This window comes from Antarctobacter heliothermus, from assembly GCF_002237555.1.
GTDB classification, from domain to species: domain Bacteria; phylum Pseudomonadota; class Alphaproteobacteria; order Rhodobacterales; family Rhodobacteraceae; genus Antarctobacter; species Antarctobacter heliothermus_B.
On sequence record NZ_CP022540.1, the window covers coordinates 1,997,432 to 2,023,885 of the forward strand.

At 59.9% G+C, this 26,454-nt stretch carries 22 protein-coding genes and 5 pseudogenes; 20 read left to right on the forward strand and 7 right to left on the reverse strand.

Annotation, left to right across the window (positions count from 1 at the left end; translation table 11 throughout):
- The first annotated feature begins 34 nt into the window (after positions 1-34).
- Positions 35-955, forward strand: a complete 921-nt coding sequence (locus ANTHELSMS3_RS09450; RefSeq protein WP_094034648.1) for a sugar kinase — start codon at positions 35-37, stop codon at positions 953-955.
- A gap of 11 nt (positions 956-966) precedes the next feature.
- Here ANTHELSMS3_RS09450 and ANTHELSMS3_RS09455 read toward each other — a convergent pair whose 3' ends face one another.
- The gene (locus ANTHELSMS3_RS09455; RefSeq protein WP_094034649.1) at positions 967-1,671 is read right to left on the reverse strand and encodes a winged helix-turn-helix domain-containing protein; all 705 of its coding nucleotides are present in this window, start codon (positions 1,669-1,671) and stop codon (positions 967-969) included.
- 139 nt (positions 1,672-1,810) lie between these two features.
- Between ANTHELSMS3_RS09455 and ANTHELSMS3_RS09460 the strand changes: the two genes are divergently transcribed.
- The 10 genes and pseudogenes from ANTHELSMS3_RS09460 (at position 1,811) to ANTHELSMS3_RS09505 (ending at position 12,120) form a co-directional block, all read left to right on the forward strand.
- On the forward strand, positions 1,811-2,095 hold the full coding sequence (locus tag ANTHELSMS3_RS09460; protein ID WP_094034650.1) for a hypothetical protein: 285 nt from the start codon (positions 1,811-1,813) through the stop codon (positions 2,093-2,095).
- 42 nt (positions 2,096-2,137) lie between these two features.
- Entirely contained in the window at positions 2,138-2,440 is a 303-nt protein-coding gene (locus ANTHELSMS3_RS25500; protein ID WP_157733473.1) for a hypothetical protein, read from the forward strand.
- Positions 2,441-2,610: 170 nt separating this feature from the next.
- Complete coding sequence (gene uraH, locus ANTHELSMS3_RS09470) at positions 2,611-2,967, forward strand: hydroxyisourate hydrolase (RefSeq protein ID WP_094034652.1); 357 nt, start codon at positions 2,611-2,613, stop codon at positions 2,965-2,967.
- Between the two features lie 52 nt (positions 2,968-3,019).
- Positions 3,020-3,496: an SsrA-binding protein SmpB gene (smpB, locus tag ANTHELSMS3_RS09475; protein WP_094034653.1), complete on the forward strand. Its 477-nt coding sequence runs from the start codon at positions 3,020-3,022 to the stop codon at positions 3,494-3,496.
- Positions 3,497-3,615: 119 nt separating this feature from the next.
- Entirely contained in the window at positions 3,616-4,860 is a 1,245-nt protein-coding gene (locus ANTHELSMS3_RS09480; RefSeq protein WP_157733474.1) for an alpha/beta fold hydrolase, read from the forward strand.
- Positions 4,861-4,927: 67 nt separating this feature from the next.
- A complete protein-coding gene (locus tag ANTHELSMS3_RS09485; protein ID WP_254694894.1) occupies positions 4,928-5,257 on the forward strand; it encodes a hypothetical protein in 330 nt (109 codons plus the stop codon).
- Positions 5,258-5,369: 112 nt separating this feature from the next.
- On the forward strand, positions 5,370-6,230 hold the full coding sequence (gene sseA, locus ANTHELSMS3_RS09490; RefSeq protein WP_094034655.1) for a 3-mercaptopyruvate sulfurtransferase: 861 nt from the start codon (positions 5,370-5,372) through the stop codon (positions 6,228-6,230).
- Between the two features lie 12 nt (positions 6,231-6,242).
- Positions 6,243-7,427 (forward strand): amino acid aminotransferase, encoded by a 1,185-nt coding sequence (locus tag ANTHELSMS3_RS09495; protein ID WP_094034656.1) that lies wholly within the window; start codon positions 6,243-6,245, stop codon positions 7,425-7,427.
- A 169-nt stretch (positions 7,428-7,596) separates the two neighbouring features.
- Entirely contained in the window at positions 7,597-10,602 is a 3,006-nt protein-coding gene (locus ANTHELSMS3_RS09500) for an error-prone DNA polymerase (protein ID WP_094034657.1), read from the forward strand.
- Positions 10,603-10,736: 134 nt separating this feature from the next.
- Positions 10,737-12,120 (forward strand): annotated as a pseudogene (locus ANTHELSMS3_RS09505) (transposase).
- A gap of 196 nt (positions 12,121-12,316) precedes the next feature.
- Here the strand turns inward: ANTHELSMS3_RS09505 and ANTHELSMS3_RS09510 are convergent.
- Positions 12,317-13,741: pseudogene (locus ANTHELSMS3_RS09510) on the reverse strand (IS1182 family transposase).
- Between the two features lie 161 nt (positions 13,742-13,902).
- Between ANTHELSMS3_RS09510 and ANTHELSMS3_RS25505 the strand changes: the two are divergent.
- Positions 13,903-14,013, forward strand: a pseudogene (locus ANTHELSMS3_RS25505) (IS5/IS1182 family transposase); the annotation flags it as partial.
- A 198-nt stretch (positions 14,014-14,211) separates the two neighbouring features.
- Here ANTHELSMS3_RS25505 and ANTHELSMS3_RS09520 read toward each other — a convergent pair.
- From ANTHELSMS3_RS09520 to ANTHELSMS3_RS09530, 3 genes are read right to left on the reverse strand one after another with little or no spacing between them, the layout of a single operon-like run.
- On the reverse strand, positions 14,212-15,195 hold the full coding sequence (locus ANTHELSMS3_RS09520) for an extracellular solute-binding protein (protein ID WP_094034659.1): 984 nt from the start codon (positions 15,193-15,195) through the stop codon (positions 14,212-14,214).
- 35 nt (positions 15,196-15,230) lie between these two features.
- Positions 15,231-16,892: an ABC transporter permease gene (locus tag ANTHELSMS3_RS09525; protein WP_094034660.1), complete on the reverse strand. Its 1,662-nt coding sequence runs from the start codon at positions 16,890-16,892 to the stop codon at positions 15,231-15,233.
- Between the two features lies 1 nt (position 16,893).
- Positions 16,894-17,952 (reverse strand): ABC transporter ATP-binding protein, encoded by a 1,059-nt coding sequence (locus ANTHELSMS3_RS09530; protein ID WP_094034661.1) that lies wholly within the window; start codon positions 17,950-17,952, stop codon positions 16,894-16,896.
- Between the two features lie 140 nt (positions 17,953-18,092).
- Here ANTHELSMS3_RS09530 and ANTHELSMS3_RS09535 point away from each other — a divergent pair, with 140 nt between their 5' ends.
- The 3 genes and pseudogenes from ANTHELSMS3_RS09535 to ANTHELSMS3_RS09545 all read left to right on the forward strand — a co-directional run.
- On the forward strand, positions 18,093-18,470 hold the full coding sequence (locus ANTHELSMS3_RS09535; RefSeq protein ID WP_157733475.1) for a helix-turn-helix domain-containing protein: 378 nt from the start codon (positions 18,093-18,095) through the stop codon (positions 18,468-18,470).
- A gap of 751 nt (positions 18,471-19,221) precedes the next feature.
- A pseudogene (locus tag ANTHELSMS3_RS09540) lies at positions 19,222-20,009 on the forward strand (IS5 family transposase).
- 90 nt (positions 20,010-20,099) lie between these two features.
- A pseudogene (locus ANTHELSMS3_RS09545) lies at positions 20,100-20,697 on the forward strand (transposase); the annotation flags it as partial.
- Positions 20,698-20,781: 84 nt separating this feature from the next.
- On the opposite strand, the gene ANTHELSMS3_RS09550 reads toward ANTHELSMS3_RS09545, so the two are convergent.
- Both ANTHELSMS3_RS09550 and ANTHELSMS3_RS09555 read right to left on the reverse strand, forming a co-directional pair.
- A complete protein-coding gene (locus tag ANTHELSMS3_RS09550) occupies positions 20,782-21,096 on the reverse strand; it encodes a DUF1244 domain-containing protein (RefSeq protein WP_094034663.1) in 315 nt (104 codons plus the stop codon).
- 15 nt (positions 21,097-21,111) lie between these two features.
- Complete coding sequence (locus ANTHELSMS3_RS09555) at positions 21,112-21,852, reverse strand: N-formylglutamate amidohydrolase (RefSeq protein ID WP_094034664.1); 741 nt, start codon at positions 21,850-21,852, stop codon at positions 21,112-21,114.
- 159 nt (positions 21,853-22,011) lie between these two features.
- Between ANTHELSMS3_RS09555 and pyk the strand changes: the two genes are divergently transcribed.
- From pyk to ANTHELSMS3_RS09580, 5 genes are all read left to right on the forward strand, one after another.
- Entirely contained in the window at positions 22,012-23,457 is a 1,446-nt protein-coding gene (gene pyk, locus ANTHELSMS3_RS09560; protein WP_094034665.1) for a pyruvate kinase, read from the forward strand.
- Positions 23,458-23,481: 24 nt separating this feature from the next.
- Positions 23,482-23,706: a hypothetical protein gene (locus ANTHELSMS3_RS09565; protein ID WP_094034666.1), complete on the forward strand. Its 225-nt coding sequence runs from the start codon at positions 23,482-23,484 to the stop codon at positions 23,704-23,706.
- 172 nt (positions 23,707-23,878) lie between these two features.
- The gene (rpmI, locus tag ANTHELSMS3_RS09570; RefSeq protein WP_089279946.1) at positions 23,879-24,079 is read left to right on the forward strand and encodes a 50S ribosomal protein L35; all 201 of its coding nucleotides are present in this window, start codon (positions 23,879-23,881) and stop codon (positions 24,077-24,079) included.
- A gap of 14 nt (positions 24,080-24,093) precedes the next feature.
- Positions 24,094-24,471, forward strand: coding sequence for a 50S ribosomal protein L20 (gene rplT, locus ANTHELSMS3_RS09575; RefSeq protein WP_094034667.1), 378 nt, complete (start codon positions 24,094-24,096; stop codon positions 24,469-24,471).
- A gap of 282 nt (positions 24,472-24,753) precedes the next feature.
- Positions 24,754-26,235, forward strand: coding sequence for a calcium-binding protein (locus ANTHELSMS3_RS09580; RefSeq protein ID WP_094034668.1), 1,482 nt, complete (start codon positions 24,754-24,756; stop codon positions 26,233-26,235).
- Positions 26,236-26,454: the final 219 nt, after the last annotated feature.

Here is a 26,454-nt window from a genome sequence, read left to right on the forward strand (position 1 = left end):
CGGCGCGGCGGCACAACTCGAAATGTGAGGGATCATGACCCAGAGCACCACACCCGCGCCTCTGCGGTTTCTCGCGATTGGCGAATGTATGGCCGAACTGGCCCCCGGCGACTCGGCTGACCAGCTGCGTCTGGGATTCGCAGGCGATACGTTCAACACCGCCTTTTATCTGCGCCAGCTTCTGACCGAGGCAGAGGTGCGGTACTTTAGCCGCGTAGGGCAGGACAGCCTGTCGGACCGCATGACCACGATGATGCGCGCCGCCGGGGTCGATACGACATTTGTCGCCGCCGATCCCAAACGGTCGGTGGGCATGTATCTCATCAGCCTCAAGGATGGCGAACGTAGCTTTTCCTATTGGCGCGACAGCTCTGCCGCGCGGCTGCTGGCGAGCGACCGGGGGGCGCTGGACCGCGCCATGGAAGAGACCGGCCTGATCTATTTCTCGGGGATCACGCTGGCGATCCTTGACGCCGCAGGACGGGCAACGCTGCTGGACGCCGTGGCGCAGGCCCGTCGGGCGGGGCGCACAATTGCCTTCGATTCCAACCTGCGGCCCCGGCTCTGGGCCGCGGCACCAGAGATGACGCAGACCATCATGGCCGCGGCGCAGGTCAGCGACATCGTGCTGCCGTCCTTCGACGATGAGGCCGTGCATTTCGGGGATGCCGATCCGGACGCCACGGCGGACCGCTATCTGCGCGCCGGGGCCGAAACGGTCATCGTCAAGAACGGGGCCGGGCCGGTTCACTATCGCAGCGGTGGTGGGCAGGGGGTGGTGACGCCGCCCGTCGCACAGGTGGTGGTCGATACGACCGCTGCGGGCGACAGTTTCAATGCCGGGTTTCTGGCCGGGCGCGCATCGGGTCTGCCAGTGGATCAGGCCATCCTGTCTGGCGCGCGGGTGGCGGCCAGGGTGATCGGCCACAAGGGGGCGCTGGTGCCGCTGACATAGCGGCAGCGGCGCTAGACCATCTCGATCACACCCTTGTCGATGGCCAGCATATAGCCGCGCCGGGCGATGTTCTTGACCAACAGCTCGCTGACCATCTGGTTGCCCAGCCCGTCGCGCAGCCGCTTGATCCGGGTGGCACCTGCGGCCTCATCACAGTCGGCCTCGGCCTTGCCGGAAATCACCGCTTCAATCTGGCTACCGGACAACATCTCATCGTCCAGCCGCGCCTCTGCCAGCACCGACAGCGTTTCCATCATCGCCTCGGTCAGCTTGAACCCCATCGTGTTCAGGTAAACCGTGTTTTCCTCACGCGAAATGATCAGCGAACTGACCTCGATCCCCGACCGCTCGATCTGCGCCATGCGCCGGTTCAACGTCACCAGCATGAGCAGAAAGACCAGCGCCGCCACCAGCAACGCGGCGGCAAAGACCAACAGCACATAGATCACCAACCGATAGCTGGCCAAGACGTCGGAAAACGCGGTGCCGGACTGGGCGAGGATCTCCAGCAGCGTAACCTCGGCCTGGCTGGTCAGATTGTCGTTCTCGACAAAGATCCGCTCGACCCGCCCATTGAACGCATTGGCGTCGGGCAGGGTAAAGATCAGCAGCACCCCGGCAATGGCCAGAATCGCCACGATGGCAATGATACCCCCGGTGACGATCCGTGCGCCGGACCGGCGGCTTTCGCTAGCGGTAATAGTGTGAGCCTGCACTGCGTCTTTCCGATGAACTTGGGGAAGAGGTCGTTACCTTTACCACGTTCAATATGGTCCAGCCACCGGAGGAAATCCGGGACTGGACAAGCCCACCGGGCGACGATGGGCATCCCCCGGACACCCGAATGATTCCATAATGCAGGCCGTATGGATTGGTGCGTTTAGCCTTGTAATGCACATAGCAATCCGCGGCGGCGGCGCTGGGCAGGGCAAGCGTGACAAGCACCAAGGCCGCCAAAAGGCGGCGCAAGAGGGGGGAGGGCATGATGATGCGACCAATCTGGAACATGGTTTCAACCTGCCTGTTCAACCCGAGAAATTCAATAACCAGAAGGGGCTGGCACAGCGGTTATCCAATATCAGGGGCCTGATATTGCCCGGCTGGTCGGATCAGAGCGACCTTGGGGTGCGGAGTCCCTGACTTGACAGGACTCGCATGCATTCAGTCGAAAGGAATTGACTCATGTCTGCAAGACTCTTCACCTCCATGCTTGCCGCTGGCGCGCTCATCATGTCGTTAGCCGCTGCCTCGCCGGTCGAGGCTGGGCACAACAAGAACGCCAAGCGGTTTGTCGGGGCTGCGATCGGGCTGTACATCCTTGGTCAGGCGCTTGAGAACAACAATCGGGGCCGTGTTGTGCATCAGCACTACAATCAACGCAAAGTGTACCGCAACCATCACCGCAAAGGCGGAAAATGGAACCAGCGGAACGGACGTCGTGATAACTGCCGCCGCGGCAACGGCCGCCACAACCGCTGCTGGTAAGCAATACCAGCCGAAAAAATGTCGAGCAGCCCCGTGCAAGGCGGGGGAACGGCCCCGGGCACCACAGTCCGGGGTCTTTGCCTGTCTTGTGGTGCGCTTGTGCTGGTCCGGTCTTGACCGCGTCGCCCCAATGGGCCTGACTGTGTCCGACCCGCTAAAAGGACAGGATCATGAGCGACGGCTATCTGACAACGCATGTTCTGGACACCGCACGGGGCAGTCCGGCAGAGGGCATCAAGATCCTCTTGTACCGCGTGTCCGGAAATTCCCATCGCAAGATCGCCGAGGCGGTCACCAATGCCGACGGCCGCACCGATACGCCCATCCTGCCGCAGAACAAATTCAAGCCCGGCAATTATGAGCTGATCTTCTTTGCGGGCGACTATCTGCGCGCGACTGGGCAGGCGGGCGAGGATCCGCTGTTTCTTGATCAGGTGCCGATCCGCTTCGGCATGGCGCAGGAAACCCACTACCATGGGCCGCTGCTGCTGTCGCCCTACGGATATTCGACCTATCGGGGCAGTTGAGAGCATGGCGGCCAGTGGACACGCCGGGTATCCGTGACTATCTAGACGGACCATGGCCAAGAAACCCAAGTCCGACCCGAACTACAAGGTAATCGCCGAGAACCGGCGCGCGCGGTATGATTACGCGATCGAGGACGATATCGAATGCGGTATCATCCTGACCGGATCAGAGGTGAAGTCCCTACGCGAGAACACCACCAACATCACCGAAAGCTATGCGGCGGTCGAGGAAAGCGAACTGTGGCTGGTGAACGGATACATCGCCCCGTACGAACGGGCCATGTTCGGCCACGAGGAACGCCGCCGGCGCAAGCTTCTGGTGTCCAAAAAGGAACTGTCGCGTCTGTGGAACGCCACCCAACGTGAGGGCATGACGCTGGTCCCGCTGGTCATGTATTTCAACCACAAGGGCATCGCCAAGATGAAGATTGGCATCGCCAAGGGTAAAAAGAACCACGACAAGCGTGAGACAGAGGCCAAGCGCGATTGGGCCCGCCAGAAACAGCGCCTTTTGAAAGAGCGTCACTGATCCAGGCACTGATCTACTTGACGTTGAGTGGCGTCAGGTGATTTCCTGTCACTGACCCGTTTGCACAGGTGCGAACGATTTGGGGCGCTTTGACATTGCGACATTTCCTGATTGTGCTTTTGACAGTATTTGCGGTGCCGGTGGCAGCGTTGGATGAGGCCACGGTCCTTGAAAAGACGCTGGCCTATCTTTCGCGCGATGCCGATTGCACCGAGACCACCACTGAACCGGCCACCACCCAGCCGGGCTGGGAACGGCGCGTTCTGACCATGCCGCACGATGGTTATCGCCTGCGCTACAGCCGCTTTGGCTGTGCGCCGGGGGCCAAGGGCGCGCTGGTGATCGCGCCGGGCCGCAGCGAGCCATCGTATGAATACGCCGAAACCGCGATTGATTTCATCGCGCGTGGTTTTGCGCCTGTCTATGTGATCGACCATCGCGGACAGGGCTTGTCCCCACGCCTGCTGGAGGACCCCGACAAAAGCCACGTCGAGGATTTTGACGACTACATTCAGGATTTCACCCAGTTTGTCGCCGCGGTAGAGGCGGATCTGCTGGCACTTGACGCGCGGCCTGACCTGCCGCTGTTCCTGACCTCGAACTCGATGGGGGGCGCCATCGCCATCGGCTATTTTCAAAAGGTCGACGGAGAGACGCCATTTGCGGCGGCGGCGCTCGTCAGTGCGATGATCCATGTGAACTACATCAGCTACACCGACAAACCGCCTCGGTGGCTCAACCTGCGGATCTACTCCGAAACCGGGGTCGCGGTGCAGGGCTGGTGGCGCTGTAACATTGCCTGGCTGTGGAATGGCGCATTGTGCCGCGACTATGCCTCGGCCCGGACCTTTGGCGCATATGAACCCGGCACCCGCCAGTTTGAGCCGGACGCAGAAGAGGTGATGACCCGCAGCCGCGCCCGCTTTGCCCTGCGCACCCGGATGTGGGACAGCTTTGACTGGAGCGGGATACGCGCGGCGGAATACGCCGGGGAGAACTGGGACGGGCCGCAGATCGGCGGCACCACCAACAAATGGGCGCGCGATTCTGTCCGCTTTCTGCGCGACATGCGCGCGCCCGAAAGCCTGACGCGCATGGTCGATACCCCGATCCTGCTGCTAAGCGGCACGCGTGACCTGCGCGCCTACCGGCAATACCCCGGCGTCCGGGATGCGCCGCCGGATCTGTCCCGGCACACCCGGTTCTGCGACGACCTGAACGCCGCCAGCCTTGCGGCGGACAAGGGCTATGTGTGCCAGTTTTCAGCCATCAACGGCGCCTTTCATGAGATCTACAAGGAACGCGACCGCGAACGGAACGCCGCGCTGGACATGGTCGAGGGCTTCTTTCTGCGCCATCGTTGACGTGAACCCGGCGCGGGGAAAGCATCGCGCGCATTCCCGTGCCGTGCCATGCCGCTTGGAGATAGGCATGCGCTGTCCGATGGTGGGCAAAGCAGAGGGTATGGATATGGAACTGATTATTGCACTGATCTCGGGCGCGGTGGGTGGCAACGTCGCAGGCGGACTGGTCAAGAACATCAACCAAGGCACATTGATCAACTCGCTTTCGGGCATCGTCGGCGGTGGCCTTGGGGCCACGATTCTCGGCATGCTGGGCGCACCCGATCTGGCAGGGGCATCGGGGGATGCTGGCGGTCTGGATATCGGCGCGATCATCGGTCAGGTCGCAGCGGGCGGCGCCGGTGGCGGCGTGGTTCTTGCGATCGTCAGCGCTGTACGCGGCATGATTGCCAAGTAAAACGCGTGCCCGGGGCGGCAATTTCGCCCCGGGGACCGGATCGCGGCGCGACGCGCTTGCAAGCTGTCCTCCTCTTGCCTAATCACGAGGTAATCACGTCTGAGGGGGACCCATGTTCGTCAACGATCCCAAGACGCTTGTCTCGACCGAGTGGCTGGCGCAGCATCTCAATGACCCCGATCTGCGGGTGCTCGACGCAAGCTGGTACTTGCCCGATATGGGCCGGGACGCGCGCGCGGAATACACTGCGGGTCACATCCCCGGTGCCCGCTTTTTCGACATTGATGAGATTTCGGACGCCCGGTCGGATCTGCCGCACATGGCACCGCCAGCCGAAAAGTTCATGTCGCGCCTGCGCGCCATGGGGGTCGGCGACGGCCATCAGGTTGTGGTCTACGACGGCGCCGGAATCCTGTCCTCTGCACGGGTCTGGTGGCTGTTCAAACTGATGGGCAAGGACGACATCGCCGTGCTGGACGGCGGCTTTGCCAAATGGCAGGCCGAGGGCCGCGCGGTCGAGGACATGGACCCGATCGTGCGCGACCGTCACATGACCGTCCGCCGTCAGGCCCACCTTGTGCGCGACGTCACACAGGTCTCTGCCGCGGCCAAGCTCAAGAACACCGAAGTGATCGACGCGCGCTCCCCGGCGCGTTTCGCGGGCGAGGCACCGGAACCGCGCGAGGGCCTGCGCGCCGGCCATATCCCCGGATCGAAAAACGTCTACTACCGCGACCTGCTGACCGAGGCAGGCACGCTGCGGGATAATGACGCCCTGCGCGCCGTGTTTGAGGCCGCAGGCGTCGACCTGTCGAAGCCGGCGATCACCACCTGCGGATCGGGCGTGACGGCGGCGATCCTCAGCCTTGCGATGGAACGCATCGGCAAGACAGACCATTCACTTTATGACGGCTCGTGGTCGGAGTGGGGCGCATTCGCAACGCTGCCCGTCGCCACGGGACCCGCCGACTGACCGGAGAAAGACATGTTCGAGACGATCAAGGAACAACCCGCCGACAAGATCCTGATGCTGATGCAGTCCTTTCGCGAGGATCCGCGCGACAACAAGATCGACCTTGGCGTCGGCGTCTACAAGGATGCCACCGGCAATACGCCGATCATGCGCGCGATCAAATCCGCCGAACAGCAACTGTGGCAGGCGGAACAGACCAAGGCCTATACCGGCCTTGCGGGCGATCCGGGGTTTTCGGATGCGATGATCGCACTGGTGCTGGGCGATACTGTCCCGCGTGAGAACGTGGCCGCAGCTGCGACGCCGGGCGGCACCGGTGCCGTGCGGCAGGCCTTTGACATGGCGCGCATGGCCAATCCCAACGTGCGGGTGTTCGTCAGTGACCCGACATGGCCCAACCACCTGTCGATCCTCAAGTTTCTGGGGATTGAGACCGTGATGTACCGCTATTTCGATTCCGAAACAGGTGGCGTGAACTTCGACGGCATGATGGCCGACCTCGCGCAGGCGGGCAAAGGCGACATCGTGCTGCTGCACGGCTGCTGCCACAACCCGACCGGCGCGAACTTGAACGTGACCCAGTGGCAGGCGGTGATTGACCTGCTGCTGGATACCGGTGCGACTCCCATGGTCGACATCGCCTATCAGGGCTTTGGCGACGGGCTGGAAGACGACGCGCAGGGCGTGCGCAGGGTCGCCGCTCAGGTGCCTGAATGCCTGATCGCGGCGTCCTGTTCGAAAAACTTTGGCATCTACCGTGAGCGCACCGGCCTGCTGATGGCCGTGGCGCAGGACGCGGGTGCCAAAAAGCTGAACCAAGGCACGCTGGCCTATCTCAACCGGCAGAACTTTTCCTTTCCGCCCGACCATGGCGCGCGTCTGGTGACGATGGTCTTGACCGACGACGCCCTGCGCGCCGACTGGCAGGCCGAACTGGAAGAGATGCGCACCGGCATGTTGGCCCTGCGCGAACAACTGGCGGGTGAGTTGCAACGCCTGTCCGGGTCAGACCGGTTCGGGTTTCTTGCCCAGCACCGCGGCATGTTCTCACGCCTTGGGGCCAGCCCCGAGCAGGTCGAAAAACTGCGCGCGGACTCGGGCGTCTACATGGTCGGCGATTCGCGCATGAACATCGCCGGTCTGAACGCGCAGTCGGTGCCATTGCTGGCGCAGGCGATTATCAAGGCGGGCATCTGATCCAAAGGGGCGGGCCCTGCGGGGCCCGCGCTTTATATCTCGTTGGCGGCCTTTGGCCGCCGGCCTCGGGGGCTGCCTCCGGCGGGGATATTTTTAGACAGAAGAAGCTGAGGTCGTTTGGCATTTTGTAGACTCGAAGTGAGAACAAAACGGGAATATACATCCTGTCATGTTCGCCGAGCTTTGCATCACCTCGAATTTTACCTTTCTCACCGGGGCCTCGCACCCGGAGGAGTATATGGAGCGTGCGGCCCTGATGGGGTTGTCTGCCATTGCTGTGGCGGATGTGAATTCTGTCGCGGGGATTGTGCGCGCCTATAGTGCCGCGCGCGAGATTGCGCGGCAGGTGGCAGAGTTGGAGCGGTTGGAGGCAGAGGGGGGACTGATTGGTCCGCCTGCGCCGCCGGGATTGCCTGCGCCGCCGCGTGCGCCGGTGCGCAATTTACCGCGTTTGATCCCGGCGGCGCGGCTGGTGTTTGAGGAGGGGGTCGAGATGACGGCGCTGGCGGCCTCGCGCGCGGGCTGGGCGCTGTTGTGCCGGATGTTGTCGGCGGGGCGGTTGCGGTCGAAGAAGGGCGATTGCCGGTTACGTTTGTCGGATCTGCCGGAGGTCGCGGAGGGGTTGGCGTTTATTCTGCATGTGCCGCTTGCCCCGGAGGGGGGCTGGCGCGACCGGGTGGCGGCCTTGGTGCAGGTGCATCGCGGGCGGATGCATCTGGCGCTGGCGCCGCGGTATGATGGGGAGGATCGGGGGCGGTTCGATCTGCTGACGCGGTTGGCCGAGGGCTTCGGTCTGCCGACCGTGGCGACGGCGGTCCCCCTGATGCATCACGGGCGGCGGCGGCGGATGGCTGATGTGTTGAGTGCGATCCGTATTGGCACGCGGGTAGAGCGGCTGGGCCGTGCGGCACTGGCCAATGGCGAACAGAGGCTGCGGTCAGAGGCAGAGATGCGCCGTCTGTTGGGGCCGCATGAGGGGGCGGTTGACCGCGCCGCTGCATTGGCCGGGCGCTGCGGCTTTGACATCGGCTCGTTGCGTTATGAATACCCCTCCGAGATCAGTGGCGGGGAGACGGCGGGGGGGCGTCTGGCGCGTCTGGCCTATGAGGGGCTGAAATGGCGCTATCCGCAGGGGGCGCCGGAGAAGGTGCAGGCGCTGTTGAAGCATGAGCTGACCCTGATCGGCAAGCTGCACTATGAGCCCTATTTCCTCACCGTCCGCGATATCGTCGCCTTTGCCCGGTCGCGCGGGATCCTGTGTCAGGGTCGCGGGAGTGCCGCCAATTCCGTGGTCTGTTATTGTCTGGGCGTGACCTCTGTCAGCCCCGAGATCGGCACCATGGTTTTTGAGCGCTTTGTCAGTGAGGCGCGGGATGAACCGCCCGACATCGATGTCGATTTCGAACATGAGCGGCGTGAGGAGGTCATCCAGCACATCTATGAGACCTATGGCCGTCACCGCGCCGGCCTGTGCGCTACCGTCATCCACTACCGCGGCAAGCGCGCCATTCGGGAGGTCGGCACCGTCATGGGTCTGTCTCAGGACACTCTCGGCGCGCTGTCCTCGCAGCTTTGGGGCTTCTTCTCGACCAAGGGGCTGGAACACGAACGCATGCGCGAAATTGGCCTCGACCCGGACGACCGCCGCCTGCAGCTCACGATGGAGCTGATCTATGAGATCATCGGTTTCCCCCGCCACCTCAGCCAACACGTCGGCGGCTTTATCATCACCGAGGGGCGGTTGGATGAACTGGTCCCCATCGAAAACGCCGCGATGGAGGGGCGCACCGTCATCTGCTGGGACAAGGATGACATCGACGCGCTGGGCATCCTCAAGGTCGATGTCCTCAGCCTTGGCATGCTCACCTGCATCCGCAAGGCCTTTGACCTGATCGCCACCCATCACGGGCCAAAGCACACGCTCGCGAGCCTGCCGCCCGAGGACCCGGAAGTTTACGACATGCTGTGCCGCGCCGACAGCGTCGGTGTCTTTCAGGTCGAATCCCGTGCGCAGATGAACTTTCTGCCCCGCATGCGGCCGCGCAACTTCTACGATTTGGTGATCGAGGTCGCCATCATCCGCCCCGGTCCGATTCAGGGCGACATGGTCCACCCCTACATCCGCCGCCGCAATGGCGAGGAGCGTATCGACTTTCCCTCTGACGAACTGGGTGAGGTGTTGGGCAAGACCCTCGGCGTGCCGCTCTTCCAAGAACAGGCCATGCAGATCGCCATCGTCGGCGCGGGCTTTACCCCCGAACAGGCCGATCGCCTGCGCCGCTCCCTTGCGACCTTCAAGAAGCACGGCAATGTCAGCGAATTCCGCAGCCTCTTCCTGCGCGGCATGGCGCACAAGGGCTATGACAGCGCCTTTGCCGAACGCTGTTTCAGTCAGATAGAGGGCTTTGGTTCGTATGGCTTCCCCGAAAGCCACGCCGCCAGCTTTGCCCTGCTGGTCTATGCCTCGGCCTGGCTGAAATGCCATCATCCGGGGATCTTTGCCTGCGCGCTGCTGAACTCCCAGCCGATGGGGTTTTACGCGCCCGCGCAGATCGTCCGCGACGCCCGCGAACATGGGGTGCGGGTGCGGCGCGTCTGCGCAAACCACAGCTATTGGAACAACGTGATGGAGCCGGACGGCAGTGGTGGGCTGGCCCTGCGCCTTGGGTTTCGCCAGATCAAGGGCCTGTCAGAGGACGACGCCGCGTGGATGGCCTCGGCGCGCGGCAATGGCTACCAATCGGTGCGCGACGTCTGGCGGCGCGCTGGGCTGCGACCGTCCGTGTTGGCGCGGCTGGCAGAGGCGGATGTCTTCGCCGACCTAAACCTGACCCGCCGCGGCGCCCTGTGGGAGGCAAAAGCCCTGATGAAAGGCGGAGAACTGCCGCTGTTTTCCCGCGACATGGACGGTGAGGCGATCTCCGAGGTTGCCGCCCACCTGCCCCAGATGACCGAGGGCGAACAGGTGGTTGAGGATTACGTCGCCATGCGCCTGACCCTGCGCGCGCACCCGGTGGCCCTGTTGCGCCACATCCTGACGCCCGAAATGGGCAAGCCACAGGTGGCCGAGGCCCGGCCCACCCCCGCCGAACTCCGATCCGACCTCGCCCGCAGCAGGCCAAGGCACCCACGGGATTTACCCAGCCCGCTGGGGCGGGGAAATTTACTCTGTTGAGGCGACTTCCGCGCTGCGAGCGCATGCAGCACAAAATCAATAGGTCCGGTGTGGGCGGATTTTATTGAAAAGCTCTTTCTTGATCGAAGTCTGAACTGCTGATTCAATTCCTGTAATCGAGGGGGGGACCGGCGATGATGGGGCCGAGGCAGGAAGCGCAACCGGCGCTGTTCTACGAGTTCTCGCTTGAGGACCATGTCCCACAGGATCATCTGCTGCGCTCCATCGACCGGTTCGTCGATCTTGGCGGCATCCGCAGGCATTTTGCGGAGTTCTACAGCCACACGGGCCGCCCCACCGTCGATCCCGACCTGCTAATCCGCATGCTCCTGGTCGGCTATTGCTTCGGCATCCGGTCGGAACGGCGGCTATGCGAAGAGGTGCATCTGAACCTGGCGTATCGTTGGTTTTGCCGTCTCGATCTGGGCGACCGTGTCCCGGACCATTCCACCTTCTCGAAGAACCGGCATGGCCGCTTCCGCGACAGCGAATTGCTGCGCCACCTGTTCGAGATGACCGTCGCACGCTGCATTGAAGAGGGATTGGTCAGCGGTCAGCGCATGGCGATTGATGCGAGCTTGATCGAGGCGGATGCCAACAAGCAGAACTCGACGTCGAAGGAGGACTGGGACGTCTCGCAGATTGATCCAGCCGATGCGCCCCGCGCCGTGCGCGAGTATCTTGACACACTGGACGAGGCCGCCTTCGGCGCCGGCAAGCCAGTGCCTCTCGTGACATTGCTTTGCAATGCACTGCCGGTAACAGACGGCAGCGCGCAAGGGACCGGCATTCTTCAGCTATTCCGACAACTACCTGATCGACACGGATCACGGCGTGATCGTCGATGTCGAGGCGACAAGATCAATCCGGCAAGCAGAACTCGGCTCGACCAAGACCATGCTGGATCGAGTGAGGACCAGGTTCGACCTGCATCCCGAACGCCTGATCGCCGACACCGCGTATGGCACCGGCTCGATGCTGGGCTGGCGGGTCGACCGCAAGATCGCCCCGCACATCCCGGTCCTCGACAAGTCTGGCCGCAGCGATGGCACCTGGAGCCGGGCGGACTTCGAGTGGGACGCCGAGAAAGACCAATACGTCTGCCCTGAGGGCCAGACACTAAAGCAGATTCGTAGGAACTATTCCGACCCGAACCGGGGCCCAACCAATGGAGGTCGGGCCAAATACCGTGCCCTGAAACTGACCTGCCAGGCCTGCCCGTCGAAACAGAAATGCTGCCCGAACGCCGATGCCAGATCCATCACCCGCGAGGAACACTAAGACGCCCGCCAAGTTGCGCGCGACATCGCCAAAACCAAGCAATACGACATCTCGATGAAGCTCCGAAAGAAGGTCGAGATGCTCGTCACACACCTCAAGCGCGTCCTCGGCCTCGGACGGCTCAGATTGCGCGGCCCATGCGGCGCAAATGACGAATTCCTGCTCGCCGCCACCGCCCAGAACCTCCGCAAATTGGCGAAGATCTTTCCTGCACCGCAGCAAACGCGCCAAGCCTGACGGAAAGGCACTCGCGCCGCTGTCGGATGCCAGGTTTCTGCGAAATCGAACGAGTGCTTTTTCGCATAACCGGCGGATTTTGTTGAAAAAGTCGGCCTGAGAACGTGTTTTGGGCTGCCCTCATCCTCGAGTGTCACCGTTTGGTTCGGGCAATCGCCCGTCGCGCCGCCTTTTGGCGTTTATCTGGCCGCTTAGATCATGCCGCGGCCTCCGAGTTGGCGCACTGCTGCCGCAGCTTCGCGAGTTTTCGGAGGTTCTGGGCGATGGCGGCGAGCAGGAATTCGTCCTTGGCGCCATTGGGGCCGCGCAGGCGTAGCCGGTTTAGGCCGAGGATGCGCTTCAGATGGGCGAAGAGCATCTCTACTTTCTTCCGCTTGTCTCGGGATACCTTGTAGGCCTTGGTCTTGCGGCATTCGCGGGCGAACTCGCGTGCTTCCTCGTGGGGTTCTCGGGTGACGTATCGGGCCTCCGCTTTCGGGCAGCAGATTTCTTTGGATGGACAGGCTTGGCATGTCGCCTTCAAGGCACGATATTTCTTCCGCCCTCCGGTGTCCTGCCCCCGGTTCGGATCGGAGTAGTTCCGGCGATATTGCTTGAGGGCGTGACCCTCGGGGCAGATGTATTGATCATTCGCCTCGTCCCATTCGAAGTCGGACCTGGACCAGGTGCCATCGGTCCGCTCTGATTTGTCGATGACAGGGATGAAGGGGATGATGCTGCGCTTCTCGACCAGCCATCCAAGGTTCTCGGCATTGCCGTAGGCGGTGTCCACTGCCCGGCAGTGCATCGCGCAGCGATGTCACGAGAGGGGCAGTCAGCCAATCCGGTCTGATCCCGAACCGTTTCTCGGTTCTGTCGAGCATCGTGCGCGACGCCCCAACCTCAGCCTGCCGGATTGCCCGTGTCGCCTCAACATCCATGATGACCGAGCTCTTGGTGTCGATCAGGTAGTTGGTCGCATAGGCAAAATACGGGCGGCTTTCCTAGGCGCGGGTCCATTGCGCAGCCGGATCGGACCTGGTCACGACTTCGGCTGGACCGGTGATGCGGCTCCGAAGGCGGCATCGTCGAGTGTTTCCAGATATTCGCGTGCCGCCCGGTTTCCGGCCTCGCGCGCGACCTCCGGGCTCCAGTCTTCGGCCGCAATAGACCGGACCTTATTGGCGTCAGCCGGGATCAGGCTTGCGTCGACGGCCAATCCTTCACCCGCGACCAGATCCTCTCTCAGGCAGCGTTCGACAGTTGCCTCGAATACCTTCCGGAGCAGATCACTGTCACGGAACTTGCCATGACGATACCGGGAAAAGGTCGAATGATCCGGCACCTTCCCTTCCAGACCCAAACGGCAAAACCAGCGGTATGCAAGGTTCAGATGGACCTCATCGCAAAGGCGCCGCTCTGAACGGATTCCCATGACATAACCGATGACCAGCATCCGGATGATCAGCTCAGGATCGATCGAGGGACGCCCCATGTGGCTGTAGAACGGGCGCACGACTTCCCGCATGCCATCCACGTCGAGGAACCGGTCGATCTCGCGAAGCATATGACCGGAAGGAACATGACGCTCCAGATCGAAGACATAGAACAACTGTGCCGGTGCCGTTTGGATGCCCATCATGACGAAATCCTCCAATCCCCTCATAATCCAGTGAATCAAAGGACTTGCCGCACTGCAACAAAGACTTTTTCAACAGCATCGGCGGGAGGCAGTCATTCGCTGCGACTGAAAACTACTTTGGGCAACTCGAAGAAAGTGGACGTACGGGATTGCACCGCCGGAGCGTCGTGCGTAACGAGGCGCTTCGCGTGTTGAAATACCTTGGCCGCGCCATCTGGCGAAGCTGGAGCGGATTCCACCGTCAAAGCCGCGTCGAAGCGAAGCGAAGATGTACTGTATGAGACTGCCGGGTCAATTCCATCATCGAATTGACGGAGAAAATTAGCCACTTCCATTGTTTCACGATCACCCGTCAAAAACCTGGCAATACCGTCAGGAAATCTGAACGGGTCACGTGACAGTACCGAACATAGAGCTTGTTTTGGACAGATCGCAATTAGCTTTGCGACCTGTCGTTTTATAGGGGAACTTTATTTGGCGGCGTCTTTGGCGGCACGCCATGCTGCCAAGACGTCTTCACGGTTCTCGGCTGCCTCAAGCTGATCGAAATCATGGACTTTAATATCCGCTATGGCTGGCAGCCCGGCGATTTCCGTGACGTCGACATCGATGCTGACAGGACGGCGGAAAGTGGCGCGGAACACGTGCTCTTGCAGACCAGGAGAGGCAAGCAGATCCATCATTTTTGCAGCGCCTTCGGAATTGGGTGCGCCGGCTATCATGCCCATGCCTTCGGGTGACAGATAGGTGCCCTCGGTCGGGTAAACCAATTTGATCTCGTCTTGACCGCCGTCAACATACGCATATGCCGAATATTCCATTGTAATCCCGACAGGGAATTCGCCCGCCGCCACGCTTTTGTAAACCTGGCTGGAGCTGTTGGTGATCACCGCCACTTTTGCCAGCGCATCCAATCCATCCTGACCAAAAGTTTGATACAAGCCATAAACCTGCGCATAGGCCGACGAGGATTTTTCAGGGTCGCCCATGATCAGCTTGCCTTCCCACTTCGGATCAAAGACGTCGCTCCATGTTTCGGGCGCTTCCAGACCGCGTAATTGACGTTCGTTGACCATCAGGACCATTACGTGCGTGTTGGTGCCAGTCCATAGGCCGTCAGGGCCAACCATCGTTTTCGGAAGGGTGTTGGTCGCCTCTGAATTGTGGGGCTGAAAAAGATCGGAGTAAGCGCCAAGCGTCGCAAAACCCGCACTCCAGAAAATATCGCCTTGAGCACTGCCAACTTCAGCCTGAATTCTCTGCATAAGTGCGCCAGTGTTGCCCGCGACCACGGTCACCTCCAAATCAGGCATGTTTTCCGATACATAGTCCATCACGGCTTCAACTGTGGAAGAGTTGTTACCGGAGTAAACAACCACATCATCCGCCTTGGCCGGTTCGGCAATGGCCAACGTCGCCACGACTGCGGTCGTTGTCAGGGATTTATAGAACATTTTGGTATTCCTAAGCTTGAGTTGAGGGAAACTGGTCATTGGCAGGTGCCGAACAAATCGATCTTGAAAACGCGCATGACGATGGTCAGCGGCAAAAAGATCGAAACGATTAGGATAGCGCTGTAGGCCGAGGCCGGACCGAAGTAGCCACCGTTAAGTTGCTGAAAAATCTGAATCGGCATGGTCGAAAGTCCGGCGCTGTATAGGACGATGGTTGCGCTTAGCTCGGACAGTGTGGTGACCCACATAAAGATCGCCCCGCTGATAATCGCGGGCGTCATGATGGGTAGGACGACCTGGAAGAAGCTGCGTAGAGGGGCAACGCCGAGGTTTATCGAAGCCTCTTCGATATTGTCGCGAATAGCGTGAACCGAGCCCGACATTGTGCGGATGCCATAGGGCACCCGACGCACAAAATAGGCCATGGCCATGATGAACCACGTACCAGTCATGGCAAAGGGTCCAGTGTTGTAGGCCGCCACCAGCGCAATACCCAGAACGGTGCCCGCCACGACCAATGGCAACACGGCTGCAAAATCAAGGATGATTGTTAGGGCAGACCGTTTTTTTACTAGCACATAGCTGGCGATCACCGAAAAGACTGTTCCGACGAGAGTCGCTATGCTGGACAAGATCAGCGAGTTATAGAGTGCCTCTGGCGTAAAAATGATTGCCCGACGCAGGTTTTCGACGCTGAAAGTGCCCCAATGTAGCACCGGGCCTTTGCTGTGGGTGAATGCAGCTACGGTGACGATTATAATGGGCAGAAGAGACACCAAGACGAAACACAACAAGCCGCCGCTAACCATGCGACCCTTTGCAAGAGGTAGCTTGACGGGCTGGGGTGCGCGGCCGCTCTCCATTTGATAGACACGGTGTTCGACGTAGACCTTTTGCAACAAAAGCACGCTGGCGGCGATGAGGACCAGCATCACCGACATCGTTGACTGCATAAGCGGGTCGCTGCCCAACTCGCTTACAAAGGTGTTGTAGGCCGTTACCGATAGGATTGGCACGCGGGGTGCAATTATTGCAGGGATGCCGAAATTGTCGATGGACATGGAGAAAACCACCATCGCGGTGACCAAAACGGCGGGTGCAAGCACTGGAATGGTCACAGTCATGTAGCTGCGCAGCGGGGAAGAACCCAGATTTTGCGCTGCTTGTTCTAGACTGCTATCGATCGATTTGAAGGCCGCAATAACCATCAAATAGGCAAAGGCGTAATGCTGGATGATCATCACAAAGATAAGACCGGTCCAGCCGTAAAACCTGGGCGTATTGATATCAAAAACATCCCAGATGAAATTGGTCACAATTCCATTGTTACCAAACACCATTAACCACGATTGAACAGCGATTACATCGGGGAGAACCAGTGTCGCCAGTGGAAGAAGGCCAATCAGCGACTTGAGAGGAAAGTCAAACCGCGCCACGGCGAAAGCGGTCCCAACTCCCAAGATCAACGCCCCAATCGTGGTGATCGCCCCCAACAAAAGAGTGTTGATCAGCGCGTCAACCAAGTCTGGCGTCGCAAAGAAGGTCCGATACCCTTCAAGGCTAAAACCGCCTTCGTTCGGGGAGGTAACACTTGCGGTGAAAAGCGAGGAAAGTGGGTACAAAATTGCGAAAATCAGGACGGACAGAGCGATTAAAGTGGCATAGGTCCAGATAGATATGCGGGAAAGGCGTTGCATATCAGACGTCCCTCACCAAGCAGCACTGTTCGGAAAAATCGATTGATACGGTAGCACCGTTCGCGAATTGCGGGGAGTTAAACCCGGTTGTCTGCGTGACCTTCAAATGTTCCCCTGTCGGCAGGGCGACCTGATAACTGGTTTGCCCCCCCAGAAAGACCACGGCTGTAACTGTCCCGTTGATTGTGTCGGACCCGGCATTTGACAGCGACGCCTCTTGGTGGTGAACGCAAAGTTTCACAGGCTCGCCTGGGCGGCATCCGTTGGCCGCAACCCGAAACTCAGATCCCAGGATTAGACAAGTCGCCGTTTCGTTCTGAACGTCTTTGACGTCTACGGCCAGCAGGTTGGCTCCGCCCACGAACGCAGCCGTATAGCTCGTTCGTGGGCGATGATGCAAATCGTGGGGCGTGGACAGTTGCTCGATTTGACCGTTGCGCATGAGGGCAATCTGATCTGACATAGACAAGGCTTCGTCTTGGTCATGGGTCACAAATATCGTGGTTACCCCGACCTCGCGTTGGATCTCACTTAGAAACAGCCGCATTTCCTGACGCAGGTTCGCATCAAGCGCCGAGAGCGGTTCGTCCATCAAAAGAACATCCGGCTCAATCACCAAAGCACGTGCCAAGGCCACGCGTTGACGCTGTCCACCACTGAGTTCGCTGGTCGCGCGATTGGCAAATTTACTCAGCCCCATCCGGCCCAGATAGGTTGTCACCTTGGCGGAAATATCCGCTTCGTTGACCTTGCGCGCCCGCAGCCCATAAGCAACGTTGTCAAAGACATTTTGATGTGGAAACAGCGCATAGTCTTGAAACACCAATCCTGTATTGCGCTTGTGCGGCACAACATGGGTCATGTCCCGCGCGCCAAAGCGCACTGTGCCGCTGTCGGGCCTGATAAACCCGGCGATCGCACGCAAAAGCGTCGATTTCCCACAGCCACTAGGGCCAAGAAGCGTGAAAAAACCACCCGAAGAAATGCTCAGCGATAGGTTTTCCAAAACCGCCACCGGGCCAAATGAAACAGAAACATCTTCGAAATCGACTTGAGTCACTATCGCCTAATCCAATCCTTCAAACGTCCGATGCGGAGCTCGTAAGGTTGCGTTCTTCCTAAGCTCGCTTTGTAACACTAACGCTTCACTGATCGCTAAATTCGATGAATAAAGGGGCTGCTGATCATGTATCAGAAGCCATGGACCAAAAAGATTCGCCCCTCCCGCTCAACGCTCTGCGCGTGTATGTAGCCATTGTGCGGGAGTTGAGTATCACCAAGGCGGCCAAGACGATTGGCTCGACGCAAAGCTCGGTCAGCCGCCACCTTGCCGTGCTTGAACAGTATGTCGGGGATAAATTGGTCGAGCGCGTGGACCGCAATATACGGTTGACTAAGCTGGGTTATGTATTGGCGGAATCCGTAACCGAGCCACTCGAGATGGTCACATTTTCAGTCAACCGTATGCGCCGCAGGTACACCCGCGAACGGCGCATCACTGTCAGGACGTCGCTTCCGACGTTGACGAGCCTGTTTATTGTCCCGCGACTGCCCGATTTTTTCGGGAATATGGGGTGATTGTTGACATATACACATCGTTAACACCGGCCGAACCGGCGCAGAGATATGATGTGCTTTTGACCCGCGACCTTGTCTTGGATACCCCATCGGATGAATGGAAATTGGCGAATGAATTCATCGTGTGCGCAGGGTGCCCCGAGCGTATAGAAACCCTTGGACAAGTGGTGATCCGTTCCAAGCCAATCTTCACTGCAAGCTCCCGTCCAGACCTTGTTTCGCGTTTTGCAAAGCACATCTGAATTGGTGACGCGGATATGTCTTTGGGTGCGGTGTTTGATCACCACAATCTGACGGTGCCCGCTGCATTGCTGGTCTGGCGCTTTATGTCGGACCACAACTTTATGTGCAGGATGCGATGACCGGGGGGACTTGATAGTTGTGCCTGTTTGTCGATTTTAAACCGAAATGCAGTATCGTGCCATATCCCGGGACTCGAGCCCTAATGTCGCCTTTGCGCGCGAATTCTGTAAATGGCTTGCGCGAACCTGCAAGGAAGTCAGCTCGACCAGCTAATGCCTATTTGAGATAGAAGTGACACGAGAGCTGAGAATATCGCCCGGGCCATGAATTCTTCAAAAACCTGATCGATTGATGCCGTCTGCGAGATGCTTGTCGTGGTGCTTTGGCTAGGTCGTGTTGACAAATGACGAACCCAAAGCCGGATTGACGTGATGTCGATGAAGCCTAGGCCGTGTTGCCAAAAGGGATTCACAGTGTGGCGTTGACGTGATTCAAGCTGGTATCTGCTATGGAGACCAGCGTGGCACGAGACCTGATGACGGACGACGAGTGGGCGTTCTTTGAGCATTTCATCCTTGCTGCACGTGCCCCGAACGGACGTAAGCCAACCAATCATCGCATTGTTCTGGATGGGATTTTCTGGATCGCCCGGACCGGATCGCCGTGGCGGGACCTGCCGGAAGAATTCGGCAAATGGCCGAGCGTCTACAGGCAATTCCGACGTTGGACACTTTCAGGCCTGTGAGAGGACATTCTCGAGGGCCTGAACCATTGTGGAGCGGTGCCGGACGCCCTCCAAATGGTCGACAGCACCGTAATCCGCGCTCACCATCAGGCAGCGGGCGCTAAAGGGCGACTCCGCGACAGGGTTTTGGCCGCTCAAGAGGTGGGTTCACGACCAAAATCCACCTCCGCGTCAACGCGGCAGGACTGCCAATGAGGTCTGAAATAACACCGGGTCAAACATCCGATTATCTTGGCTTTGACATGGTCATGGCGGACAACCTGCCTGAGCCGGCGGCTCTTCTGGTGGATCGCGGCTATGACGCTGATCGCATTCGCAAAACTATGGAAAAGCGCAATATCCTGCCTCAGATCCCCATGCGGAAATCGCGCAGAATGCGGGTCGGAGTGGATCACTCGCTCTACCAGCTTCGCAACATGGTTGAACGGTGCTTCAATAAGATGAAGAACGCCCGCCGTGTCGCAACCCGTTACGACAAAACCGCCGAGAGGTTCCTCGGATTCATCGACATAACGTCGATCCGGCTTTGGGTGCGTCATTTGTCAACATGACCTAGATACGACAGATGCCCCAAGGCTTTCTTCTCTGCCATCGCTCTTGCCGCGACCGTCGTCTATTGGCTATGAGTCCTGAGCCTAATGAGGAAACACTGGAGATCTGGGCTGTCCATTGCCCGGCAGGCGATTTGCATAGCAAATCTGCCGAAAGGGGAGATCACCGGGCGCCATATCGGTGACGCACCTGTCCTGCCCGATCTGCTCAACCAGATGCCACTTGACGAAGAGATTGGCTTGGTTACCGCCGACGGCGCCTACGATACCCGCAAGTGCCATGATGCGATCGCCAACGGCGGTGCCCATTCCGTCATCCCGGCCCGCAAGAACGCGAAGCCCTGGACGACCATCACCGCCGGAGCGTTCGCCATGGCTCTTGAACCGATGGCGACCCAAGGCTCACCGCGAAACGACGTGCTGCGCGCGGCGCAATACCTTGGAAATACCTTGGCTGCGCGCTCTGCCGACGATGGAGCGGGTACCACCGCCGGAGCCGCGTCGAGACGAAACCTCTCGGGACATTGCTCCGCAATGCCCTGTCGGTCAGCGGATGCATTGTGTGAAACTGCTGGGCCAGCAGCTCATGGCAGGGGACTTCGACCGTCAGGTTGCCGAGATCCAGGTTCGCAGCGCCGTCTTGAACGGCGACACCGAGCTCGGCAATCCCGTCACTGTGGCCGTAGGTCCGTCCGGAGAAGGGGAAACCTCGGCGTTCAGCCGAATTGTGCAACGGAGTCCGGTTCCTCTGGTACTTGCTGTGGACGGCGCATTATTCCTTGTCGGTGACGTTTTCCTTGAAAGCCTTGGCAAAGTCGGCCTGCTTGTCCGCCCCTGCCTCGGTCTGGAACTGCGATCTCCACTCGGAATAAGGCATGCCGTAATAGATCTCGCGGGCCTCTTCCTTGCCCATCTCGATGCCCTTTTCATTCGCCGCTTCCATATACCAACGGCTAAGGCAATTGCGGCAGAACCCGCCAAGGTTCATCAGGTCAATGTTCTGCACGTCTGCGCGATCTTCCATCAGGTGCTTGCGCAGCCGACGAAAGGCGGCGGCCTCGATCTCGATGCGTGTCTGATCGTCCATATTGGTATCTCCTTGTCAGTCTTTGGCGGCGGCCAAGGCCATTTCCAGAAGCGGGGCCAGTCGCACCGCCCAATGTCGTTGGCCCACCTCGTCCTCTATCAGGTCGTTACGGACCTCGATCAACGTATTGTGCCGCCCAGCCCCCAGCGCGTGCCTGTCGATGGCATCACCGGGCAGGTGGCCGGGGTAAGGTTCATTCCGTCCCACCACCAGATCGGGTTCTGCCTCCAGCAAGTCAATCAGCGGATCGGACAGCCGCGAATCCCACGATGAATGTAGAATACCCACATCCCAAGGCCGCGCCGGGCGGCCATGCAGTTGCGGTGTGAACGAATGGATGGCGACGATGGCAACATCCTCGCGCCGCGCCACCATCCGCGCAAGATCGGTGTCATATGGGCGGTAATAGGCGGCAACTCGGCGCGCCTTTTCGGCAGCATCAGCGTATCGGTTGCCGGGAATGACAGAGCCGTCATACAACTTCATCAACAGGGTCGGATCGTCCTCGCCCCGGTTTGGGTCGATCACCAGTCGAGAGAAGTTGGATAACACAACCGGCGCATCCAGCAGTGCGCCCAGTTCGATGGACACCCCAGCGGCACCTACGTCATAGGCGATATGGCGCGCCATATCCGACACCGGCAGACCCAGAGAGCCGCCCAGATCAGGCGGCACCGTGTTCGCGGCGTGGTCACAGGTTATCAGAATTCGGCTGGAGCGGCTTTCGCCTATGATCCGGGAAGGGGAATATGTCATGGTCTCATCATTGCTGTCCCGTTACATATATGTCAGTTGCGCGGCGAAGGGAAATACGAGATAACGCGCGGTGATAGCGTTAACGCCGCAATTGCATGCGCCAAGCTCCGTTCGGGACGGCGCGCCGCCGCCACAGCCCAAGGGGCAGGAGAGACTGAGATGAAACGCGACCGCAACGTCAAGATCGTGGCCACGCTGGGGCCCGCCTCCAACACTTATGAGATGATCCGGGCGTTGCATGAGGCTGGGGCGGATGTGTTTCGCCTGAACATGAGCCACGGCACCCACGAGGAAATCGAGGAACGCCACGCAATGATCCGGCAGGTCGAAAAGGACCTGGACAGCCCGATCGGCATTCTGGCCGACCTTCAAGGACCGAAACTGCGTGTGGGCGAATTTGCCAACGGGTCAGAGGAACTGGAATGGGGGCAGAAATTCCGCCTCGATCTGGACCCGGCTCCGGGCGATCTGAACCGTGTTCGGCTGCCCCACCCCGAGATTTTCGCCGCCTTGAACGGGGGCGCGAGCCTGCTGGTCAATGACGGCAAGATTCGCTTGCGAGTCACCGACTGCGGCAAGGATCATGCCAATTGCACGGTCGAGGCGGGCGGCACTATTTCCAACCGCAAGGGCGTGAACGTGCCCGACGTTGTGCTGCCGCTGGCCGCACTGTCGGAAAAGGATCGGCGCGATCTGGAATTCGCCTGCGCGCTGGGCATTGACTGGCTGGCACTGTCCTTTGTGCAGCGGGTCGAGGACGTCGAAGAGGCACGTCGACTGGTCTGGGGCCGGGCGGCGATCATCTCGAAAATCGAAAAGCCATCGGCTGTCGACTGTTTCGATGAGATCCTCGCTGTTTCTGACGGTATTATGGTCGCGCGGGGCGATCTGGGCGTGGAACTGCCCGTTCAGGCGGTGCCGCCGATCCAGAAACGTCTGGTGCGCAAGTGTCGCGCTGCGGCCAAGCCGGTGATCGTGGCCACCCAGATGTTGGAATCGATGATCGAATCGCCGATGCCCACGCGGGCCGAGGTATCGGATGTGTCTGGCGCGATCTATGAGGGCGCCGATGCCATCATGCTGTCGGCGGAATCGGCGGCCGGTCTGTACCCGATCGAAGCGGTGCAGACGATGAACAACGTCGCGGTGTCGGTCGAAAGCGATCCGACCTACCGTGAAGTCATCGAAGCCTCGCGCTCTGCCGAGCGCAAATCGGTGGCGGACGGGATTGTGGCCGCGGCGCGTGAAATCGCCGAGACGACTGACGTCAAGGTGATCTGCTGCTTTACCTCGTCGGGCACCACGGCGGCGCTGGTGGCGCGGGAACGTCCCCGCGTGCCGATCATCGCGATGACCCCGATGAGGGGCGCTGCGCGACGGCTGTCACTGACTTGGGGCACGCAATGCGTGATGACGGGGGAGCTGGAGCGGTTCAAGCAGGCGGTGGTCAACGCCGCGCGCGCCGCCCGCGCCGAAGGTTATGCCGACGAGAACGATCAGATCGTGCTTACTGCGGGCGTGCCCTTTAATCAGCCGGGCAGTACGAACATTCTGCGTGTGGCCCCCTGCAACGAGCGTTTGATTTTCTCGACCGATCCTGAATAAGTTTGGCGTCGGAAGGGGCGCTGGATGCAATCGGATGTGATGCTTGTGGCCGGGATGGGGCTGGTGGTTCTATCCCTGCCGGCGATCCTGTCGGCTTGGGCGGACAGGCGCGCGCCCCGCGTTGGCACGCTCTTGCTGCTCGGCGGGGGCGGCCTGATCCTCTGGACACTGAGCCGGGCCAAGGGCGCGTATTCCTGGGCTGACATTCCGGATGTCTTTTACGGCGTGATCGGGCAGATCGTGAACTGAACCCGGTTTATCGCGTCGCCAATGCGGCGTTGCGGGACGGACGGTGCAAATGGTCCGATCTGGTGTCAGCAATCCTCTTGCAAATGTGTTCCTGTCCTTCTATAGCACGCCCTCCAACCGCGCGTCCGGCCGTTAGAGGCATGCCGAGTCGCGCTAAAAAATGGAGATCGAAATGCCCAAGATGAAGACAAAGTCGAGCGCCAAAAAGCGCTTCAAGGTGACAGCCACCGGCAAGGTGCTGACGGCGCAGGCCGGCAAGCGCCACGGTATGATCAAGCGCACCAAAAAATTCATCCGCGACGCGCGCGGCACCACAACCATGAGCAAGCCTGACGCCAAGATCGTCAAGCAGTTCATGCCTTACGACCGCTGATAGGAGACTGAGAGATGCCCCGTACCAAAGGCGGAACCGTCACCCACGCGCGTCACAAGAAGGTCGTTGACCAGGCCAAAGGTTATTATGGCCGCCGCAAGAACACCTTCAAGGTGGCAGCGCAGGCCGTCGATAAGGCCAACCAGTACAAGACCCGCGACCGCAAGAACCGTAAGCGCAACTTCCGCGCGCTCTGGATTCAGCGGATTAACGCCGCTGTGCGCGCCCACGACGAATCGCTGACATATTCGCGCTTCATCAACGGCCTGACGCTGGCCGGGATCGAAGTAGACCGCAAGGTTCTGGCCGATCTGGCTGTGCATGAGCCCGCCGCGTTCGCCGCGATTGTGGACCAAGCCAAAGGCGCGCTGCCGGCTTCTGCCGACGCGTAGTCTTCGCCCGACACGGTCGTCGCTGACGGCCGGATTGGACAACGATATACAAAGGCCCCGATGTGATCATCGGGGCCTTTTGTCGTTTTGACAGAAAAGACAGGGGCGGGACTGCGGGGCCGTTTTCATGGGCACGCCCGCCGCGTTTGTGGTGAACTTGGGTGTTTTCGCCGTTTCAAAGGGTTGACCAGCTAGGTCGAATATTTTTAATTTTCGGAAAATTATCAAACGGCACTTCATTCACATCTCAATCCATCAACCGAAAAAATAGGAAGAACACATATGTCCGCTACTTTTTTGACTTCTTCGACTTCACTTAGTGCCACTGTGGGAGATGGCGATTTCCTCGTGGTTTTGGACGGCGTGGCCATTACAAGTCCTGCCGTCCATGCCGTGACGATGAACGACGGGCTGCAAACCACCGGGTTGGTCAACAACGGCGATATCGTTGCCGGGCAATTCGCCGTCCAAATTCTAGGCAATGACGCGCAGATCACAAACAACGGCGCGATCTGGGCGCATGATGATGTATTCAAGGTTGAGGCAGATGCCGATACAACTGATGTGTCCATCGTCAACCATGGAACAATCGGAACGTTCAATGACTTTGGCGTGTTCCTCGACATTGACGGTCAGGCTGGCAGCGTAAACTATTCGATCGTCAACACGGGCTTGATTTCGACCCAGCCCGGGACCGAGCTGATCGATGAATCCACCCAATTGGGACAGACGGAAATCATCAATTCCGGCACGATCACCGGTGGCAACATCGATATGAGCGGCAGCGGCTCCGGTAGTCTGATCAACAGTGGTCTGATCCAGACGCGCTTTATCAACATGGATGCGGACAAGGGCGCCACCGTCATCAACCATGGTCAGATGATCGACACCGGCGGCGCTGACGGGAACCGCATCCTCAGCACCAGCGTGACCTTTTCGGCGACAGACCGGGTGATCAACCACGGTGAAATCACCGGCGGTATCGGGCTGAACGGCGGCGCTGACTGGTTCGAAAACGCGGGCAGCGGTTTGGTCTACGGGGACGTGCACGGCGGCACAGGCGATGACACGCTGGTTGGCGGCTCTGAAAGCGACACCCTGTATGGCGGCGATGACGACGATCTTCTTGTCGGGCGCGCAGGGGACGATTTTCTGGTCGGCGGTGTGGGCGAAGACTATATGCTGGGCGGCGATGGTGACGATGGCATGCAGGGCCAATCCGGCGCCGATGTCATGAACGGTGGCGCGGGCAACGATACGATCCTTGGCGGCAGTGGCGACGACGTGCTGGTTGGTCAGGACGGCAGCGATCAACTGGAAGGTGGCGCAGACAACGACACTATAGACGGCGGCAATGGCGATGACGTTCTGGAGGGCGGTGACGGCAATGACATTCTGCGCGGTCGTGCCGGAGAGGATAATCTGGCGGGCGGCGACGGTCTGGATCTGTTGACCGGCGGGCAGGACGCCGACAGCTTCGTTTTCCGCAGTGCCTCTCATGCAGGGATTGGGGCATCTCGGGACCAGATTCTTGATTTCGAACAGGGCGTTGACCTGATCGTCGTCTCGAGCCTGACGCCGGGCGTATTCGAATTCGTAGGTACGGCCGGATTTGCCCCCTCGGGTAACGCGGAACTGCGGCTTTATGAGACCCCAACCGGATCAACCATCGTGCAAATGGACACGGATGGGAATGGCAGCATCGACGCCGAAATCCGCGTGGCCGGTGTCACCGGTCTGACCGCTGACGATTTCGCCCTCTGAACGAAGAGCGGTCCGCCGCTGTTCGAATCAGCCGAAAAGTCGCGTCACCTAGGCTGTTATAGCGTTTCAACACCCCACTGGGGCGGCAACATCGTGAGGCCGCCCCATAGTTTTTCTCGAAGGCCTTTCACACGGGTTGGTTTGCACCCTAGTGCGGTGGCGGGCGGTTGTGATCTCGGCCCGAACCGAGCGGTTTTCTGCGGCAATGTGGAACCTCGC

Coding starts and splice junctions, on each gene's coding strand:
- ANTHELSMS3_RS09450 (WP_094034648.1), top strand. CDS start 35: ATGACCCAGAGCACCACACCCGCGCCTCTGCGGTTTCTCGCGATTGGC.
- ANTHELSMS3_RS09460 (WP_094034650.1), top strand. CDS start 1,811: ATGCAGGCCGTATGGATTGGTGCGTTTAGCCTTGTAATGCACATAGCA.
- ANTHELSMS3_RS25500 (WP_157733473.1), top strand. CDS start 2,138: ATGTCTGCAAGACTCTTCACCTCCATGCTTGCCGCTGGCGCGCTCATC.
- uraH (WP_094034652.1), top strand. CDS start 2,611: ATGAGCGACGGCTATCTGACAACGCATGTTCTGGACACCGCACGGGGC.
- smpB (WP_094034653.1), top strand. CDS start 3,020: ATGGCCAAGAAACCCAAGTCCGACCCGAACTACAAGGTAATCGCCGAG.
- ANTHELSMS3_RS09485 (WP_254694894.1), top strand. CDS start 4,928: ATGCGCTGTCCGATGGTGGGCAAAGCAGAGGGTATGGATATGGAACTG.
- sseA (WP_094034655.1), top strand. CDS start 5,370: ATGTTCGTCAACGATCCCAAGACGCTTGTCTCGACCGAGTGGCTGGCG.
- ANTHELSMS3_RS09495 (WP_094034656.1), top strand. CDS start 6,243: ATGTTCGAGACGATCAAGGAACAACCCGCCGACAAGATCCTGATGCTG.
- ANTHELSMS3_RS09500 (WP_094034657.1), top strand. CDS start 7,597: ATGTTCGCCGAGCTTTGCATCACCTCGAATTTTACCTTTCTCACCGGG.
- ANTHELSMS3_RS09520 (WP_094034659.1), bottom strand. CDS start 15,195: ATGTTCTATAAATCCCTGACAACGACCGCAGTCGTGGCGACGTTGGCC.
- ANTHELSMS3_RS09525 (WP_094034660.1), bottom strand. CDS start 16,892: ATGCAACGCCTTTCCCGCATATCTATCTGGACCTATGCCACTTTAATC.
- ANTHELSMS3_RS09535 (WP_157733475.1), top strand. CDS start 18,093: ATGGACCAAAAAGATTCGCCCCTCCCGCTCAACGCTCTGCGCGTGTAT.
- ANTHELSMS3_RS09550 (WP_094034663.1), bottom strand. CDS start 21,096: ATGGACGATCAGACACGCATCGAGATCGAGGCCGCCGCCTTTCGTCGG.
- ANTHELSMS3_RS09555 (WP_094034664.1), bottom strand. CDS start 21,852: ATGACATATTCCCCTTCCCGGATCATAGGCGAAAGCCGCTCCAGCCGA.
- pyk (WP_094034665.1), top strand. CDS start 22,012: ATGAAACGCGACCGCAACGTCAAGATCGTGGCCACGCTGGGGCCCGCC.
- ANTHELSMS3_RS09565 (WP_094034666.1), top strand. CDS start 23,482: ATGCAATCGGATGTGATGCTTGTGGCCGGGATGGGGCTGGTGGTTCTA.
- rpmI (WP_089279946.1), top strand. CDS start 23,879: ATGCCCAAGATGAAGACAAAGTCGAGCGCCAAAAAGCGCTTCAAGGTG.
- rplT (WP_094034667.1), top strand. CDS start 24,094: ATGCCCCGTACCAAAGGCGGAACCGTCACCCACGCGCGTCACAAGAAG.
- ANTHELSMS3_RS09580 (WP_094034668.1), top strand. CDS start 24,754: ATGTCCGCTACTTTTTTGACTTCTTCGACTTCACTTAGTGCCACTGTG.